7 protein-coding genes are annotated in these 4,430 nt (G+C 38.7%); all 7 read right to left on the bottom strand.

The features are described 5' to 3' along the window. Nucleotides 1-278 precede the first annotated feature (278 nt). On the bottom strand, nt 279-593 hold the full coding sequence (locus CWB72_RS19785) for a hypothetical protein (protein WP_138635023.1): 315 nt from the start codon (nt 591-593) through the stop codon (nt 279-281). 85 nt (nt 594-678) lie between these two features. After that, entirely contained in the window at nt 679-1,185 is a 507-nt protein-coding gene (locus CWB72_RS19790) for a hypothetical protein (protein ID WP_138635025.1), read from the bottom strand. A 121-nt stretch (nt 1,186-1,306) separates the two neighbouring features. Next, nucleotides 1,307-1,774, bottom strand: coding sequence for a hypothetical protein (locus tag CWB72_RS19795; RefSeq protein WP_138635028.1), 468 nt, complete (start codon nt 1,772-1,774; stop codon nt 1,307-1,309). Between the two features lie 444 nt (nt 1,775-2,218). Next, the gene (locus CWB72_RS19800) at nt 2,219-2,539 is read right to left on the bottom strand and encodes a hypothetical protein (RefSeq protein ID WP_138635031.1); all 321 of its coding nucleotides are present in this window, start codon (nt 2,537-2,539) and stop codon (nt 2,219-2,221) included. Between the two features lie 103 nt (nt 2,540-2,642). Next, nucleotides 2,643-2,900: a hypothetical protein gene (locus CWB72_RS19805; RefSeq protein WP_138635034.1), complete on the bottom strand. Its 258-nt coding sequence runs from the start codon at nt 2,898-2,900 to the stop codon at nt 2,643-2,645. Nucleotides 2,901-3,009: 109 nt separating this feature from the next. Beyond that, complete coding sequence (locus CWB72_RS19810; protein WP_138635037.1) at nt 3,010-3,405, bottom strand: hypothetical protein; 396 nt, start codon at nt 3,403-3,405, stop codon at nt 3,010-3,012. 108 nt (nt 3,406-3,513) lie between these two features. Next, a complete protein-coding gene (locus CWB72_RS19815; protein WP_138635041.1) occupies nt 3,514-4,059 on the bottom strand; it encodes an NMCC_0638 family (lipo)protein in 546 nt (181 codons plus the stop codon). Between the last annotated feature and the right edge of the window lie 371 nt (nt 4,060-4,430).

Here is a 4,430-nt window from a genome sequence, read left to right on the forward strand (position 1 = left end):
CACCAAACCCAAAATTGCAAAGAAGCGTTCTACTGGTGAATGACCTTTCTGGTCACAGCTTAAATTGAAAAACGAAAAGCCAAGACCAACTTAAAATTTGATGACGCCACTGTACCTAAAAGCTGATTTTAAGAAAAGACTTGAAGTAAAAACCGTATTAAAGACAGCAATTTAAAGTGACGCATAACGCCTCGCTTAACCGGCGCAAAATAGCAGGCTAAAATTAGCGACGAAGGAGCGCAAGCCTGCTGTTTTGCGTCCTTTGGTTAAAGCGCTTGTTAGGTATACTTTTCTCCGAATTTCTTTTTAGTATTTTCGAAAATGATAAAACCTATTACCGTGCCAATAGGAAATAAAGGCATCATTAGAATACCCGTAATTCTGGAAATTACTCGAGCTAACTCAGACTTAATCTTACAACCATAAGCGATTGAAAAGTGTAGTAGTGGAAAAAATAGAGTTACGATTGGTAGGTAGAATTTACATGCTTCCGTCAAACTATCTGATGCTCCAAATGTTGGAATGCCAAATAAAATGAAACTAAGTAGTCCCAAAAATATATGCATTTTCATCAAGGTTTTAAAATTTGCCACTTACTTCCCTTGTATACCTAACGCCCCACTAAGGAGCGAGTAATAGTTGGCTAAAATGTGTAGCGAAGCGAAACCGAGCCAACTGTTACGAGTCCCGCTTCAGTGGTTTGTTATATGCCTCTTTCCAAGGGGTATTTCTACAAGTTTCAAACTTCTCTAACATTAACGAATATAAGTACTCACTCAAAGTATCCCATGACTCATCAATAGTTGTAACCCTACAGTTTTTAGAAGCAGGAAACCTCTTGCCAACTTCCAAGTATTCACCTTCATTTGACCAACTCGAAGACAGAATAAAGAAGCGCAGCCCATCAAAACATTGATTATTTCTGGGTTCTCTTTCGTATAGAACACGAGGTAATCCTTTGCGCAATGAGTTGATTTTTTCAAGCTCTGTTTCATTTAATACCTTGTGACAAGGCATTGGATCATGAAATATTGAAGTTGCCCAATGAAAATCACCTTTATTATTTAACCAAATAAAATCATGAGATCTCATCCCTAAAATCTCAGCTCTAATATTCCACTCTTCAACTTGAGCGACTAGATTGAAAGAGAGAATAGCTAGAAACAGGGGAGCAAAGTATTTCACGGCACTTCCTTTGGCATATAACGCCACAATATGGGGCGCAGAAGAACTTGGCTACAATAGGAACGAAGTGACGCAGCCAAGCTTTTGCGTCCACTCATAATTGCATTGTTATAAGTGCGTGTTACAGGATGCTGCCTGGACATTTATCTGGTGAGATGCCCTTTGCAATTTCAGAAATTTTCTCAAAAGCTGATTCACCTCGGGACGTTGCTGCATAAGATGTGATATTTGTCGCACCATTTTCACTTGCAATGCTAACGATTAAAAAGTGATGAGGCCCTTTGTAAAGAATGTTTTTAACAATGATCTCTGTTACTCCTGATTTCTTTTGTTTCGAAACACTCAAAGTTTCACCGTAATTATTACCATCCATTTTCACCGAGCTAGATTTGTAGCACTTTTGAAAATAATTGAATATTGCCTCCTCAACTTCTGTAGTCGAAGAGTTACTAGCTACAACATTAACTGTCCCTGACGCTTTAACCGCTTCAATAGTGTTTACATTCATACAGCCGGTAAGCAATACTGATAATGCAATTCCAAATATTAACTTCATTAAATACTCTCTTTTTAAAATAACTGCCAGCACTTATAACGCTTAGCTAACAGGCAAAATTAAGTAAGCCAAAATCGAGCGAAGCGACGAGCTTATTTAATTTTGTCCTAGTTTAGCGCCTTGTTATGCGTTGACACACCACTTTCAAAGCGCTTGCGCCTGCACTAATAAGCCAAACTAAAAATTAAAAAACACCCACCAAACCAAAAATTGAAAAGAAGCATTCGACTGGTGAATGACCTTTCTGGTCACAGCTTAAATTGAAAAACGAAAAAGCTAAGACCAACTTAAAACTTATTTACGCCACTGTACCTAAAAGCTGATTTGAAGAAAAGGCTTGAAGTAAAAACTGCATTAAAGACAGCGATTTAAAGTGACGCATAACGCCTGGCGCAACGGCGAGCGGCGCGCAGCAAAGCGAGTCCAGCCCAAGGGGGGTTTTTCCCTTGGGCGATGTTGACGCCACTTGTTAGGTGATTATTTCCCACCACGATACAACGCCCCTAAATCTAGTATGTAGTGCCCGATAATTTCTTTCTCTTTTATGTTTGCGATTACAACAAGATAAGTGTCATCTATAGGTACAGCTATACCGATATGCTGATACAAGCCATTTTGCGTCTCGTAAATATGATTGACCTTCCAATCCCATGCAGAGCAATTATGGTACTCAGATTCTATAACTGGATCTGCGTAACCCCAGAGATCAACGATTTCATCTGCAGTTTCTGTCACGTTAATCATTTTTGGTGAAAGAGTTTCGTCATACTCTTCCTTGGTTAGTAATTTACGACCCATCTTTTACACCTAACGCTTAGCTAACAGGCAAAATTAAATAAGCTAAAATCGAGCGAAGCGACGAGATTATTTAATTTTGTCCTAGTTTAGCGCCTTGTTATGTTTACTTTTTCTTCAAATAACCTTCATTTTCCATGCACTGTCGTGCTTTTGCATATGCTTGATAATTTTCACCCGTAGTTTCTACAATTACAGACCTTTCAGCTCGAATAAAATCGCATTTCTTCATAGCTAAACTAAATTTAGCTTCATCAGTTACTGCCGATTTATCAGAGTTCAGCCACCCTCGTGGAGTTTCTGAGGTCGATGCACATGCTGAAAGCATAATGCTCAAAATTGTGACTCCAATAACCTTTCTCATATATTCCTCGTAAACATAACGCCTTAATAAACGGCGAAAAATAGTAGGCTAAAATAAGCGACGAAGGAGCGCAAGCCTACTGTTTTGCGTCCATAGTTTAATTAACTTGTTAGGTATATTTACGCACAAGCTTAAAACATAACCATGTTATTGGTAGAACAATCAGGGGTCCTAAGTAGTCTGAAACCCTTAGAGCCACCCCATCAAAAAATAAACCGGCCAAAACAAAGTAAAGAGTGACAGTGTATACAGAGCAAACGGAAATACCCAACCAAATAGGCCAACTCTTGTTTAGTAGAGCTAAGAATGTTGCTGTTATCATGCTGGGAATGGCGAAACTACTGAAAGCTGCAATATCATCAAAATTTTCACTCGCTATAAAAGCATTTCTTGCTTCCTGTGAGCTAGTTAAAACTTCAATTGCGTCATAGAGCACACCGATAGAACCATGAAAAGAAACATAGTATACAAACGCCCCAACTAGAAATGACAACAAGTCTTTCATATATACCTAACGCCTTAATAAACGGCGGAAAATAGCAGGCTAAACTAAGCGAAGAATGAGCGCAAGCCTGCTGTTTTGCATCCATGTTTAATTAAATTGTTAGGCATACTAGGCGCCTCTGTATGACATTATCGCAACTAAGTTACTGGGTTTAGCATTATTTACTGTTATTACCCATTGCTCTAGAAAATTGTTACCTTGATACAGAGTATATGAAGTTGTAGTTAGGCTACCTGATTGAGAAACTAACTCTTTTTTATAAGTAAACCCGCTGTTTTTTGGTGGTAACCAAGCTTCCATACTAGCTTGAATTGTTTTTGGCTCACCTTGGTGTATAAACACAGAACAAAGTCTATTTTCGAGTAATACAAGCCCGAAATCACCATCATCATTATTCAAGTGCCAAGCTTTGCCTGCGTTACCTTTTAGGTAATTTTGAGCAATTTGCTCAGGTGCAATTACGAAACCTTCTCTGTTGGCTAATTGCTCTAGAGCCTTTGAACTTTGGCGACCAACAACACATGTTCCCATAAACAATTGGATTGGCGTTGATTTTCTTAGAGCAAGACCCTCATCTTCTTTCTCTGGTGTTGATTTACACCCAACTGTTGATAGAAGAAGGGTTACAAGAATGTAAAATTTAACTCGATTCATATTCCGTATGCCTAACGCCGTTGTAACCGGCAAAAAATTGTTGGCTAAAATGTGAAGCGAAGCGTAACAGCCAACAGTTTTTTGTCCGCGTTGACGACCTTGTTATGCGTTGACACTCAAAATTGAAAGCGCTTGCGCCTGCACCAATAAGCCAAACTTAAAATTAAAAAACACTCACCAAACCCAAAATTGCAAAGAAGCGTTCGACTGGTGAATGACCTTTCTGGTCACAGCTTAAATTGAAATACGAAAAGCCAAGACCAACTTAAAACTTGATTGCACCACTGTACCTAAAAGCTGATTTGAAGAAAAGGCTTGAGGCAAAAACCGATTTAGATTCAGTTTATTGAAATGACGCATAACGCTAAGCT

It is taken from the genome of Pseudoalteromonas phenolica (genome assembly GCF_005886345.1).
Classification (GTDB): Bacteria; Pseudomonadota; Gammaproteobacteria; order Enterobacterales; family Alteromonadaceae; genus Pseudoalteromonas; species Pseudoalteromonas phenolica_A.

Excerpts from the sequence above, each read along its gene's own strand:
- CWB72_RS19800 (WP_138635031.1), bottom strand. The coding sequence starts at position 2,539 with ATGGGTCGTAAATTACTAACCAAGGAAGAGTATGACGAAACTCTTTCA.
- CWB72_RS19805 (WP_138635034.1), bottom strand. The coding sequence starts at position 2,900 with ATGAGAAAGGTTATTGGAGTCACAATTTTGAGCATTATGCTTTCAGCA.
- CWB72_RS19810 (WP_138635037.1), bottom strand. The coding sequence starts at position 3,405 with ATGAAAGACTTGTTGTCATTTCTAGTTGGGGCGTTTGTATACTATGTT.
- CWB72_RS19815 (WP_138635041.1), bottom strand. The coding sequence starts at position 4,059 with ATGAATCGAGTTAAATTTTACATTCTTGTAACCCTTCTTCTATCAACA.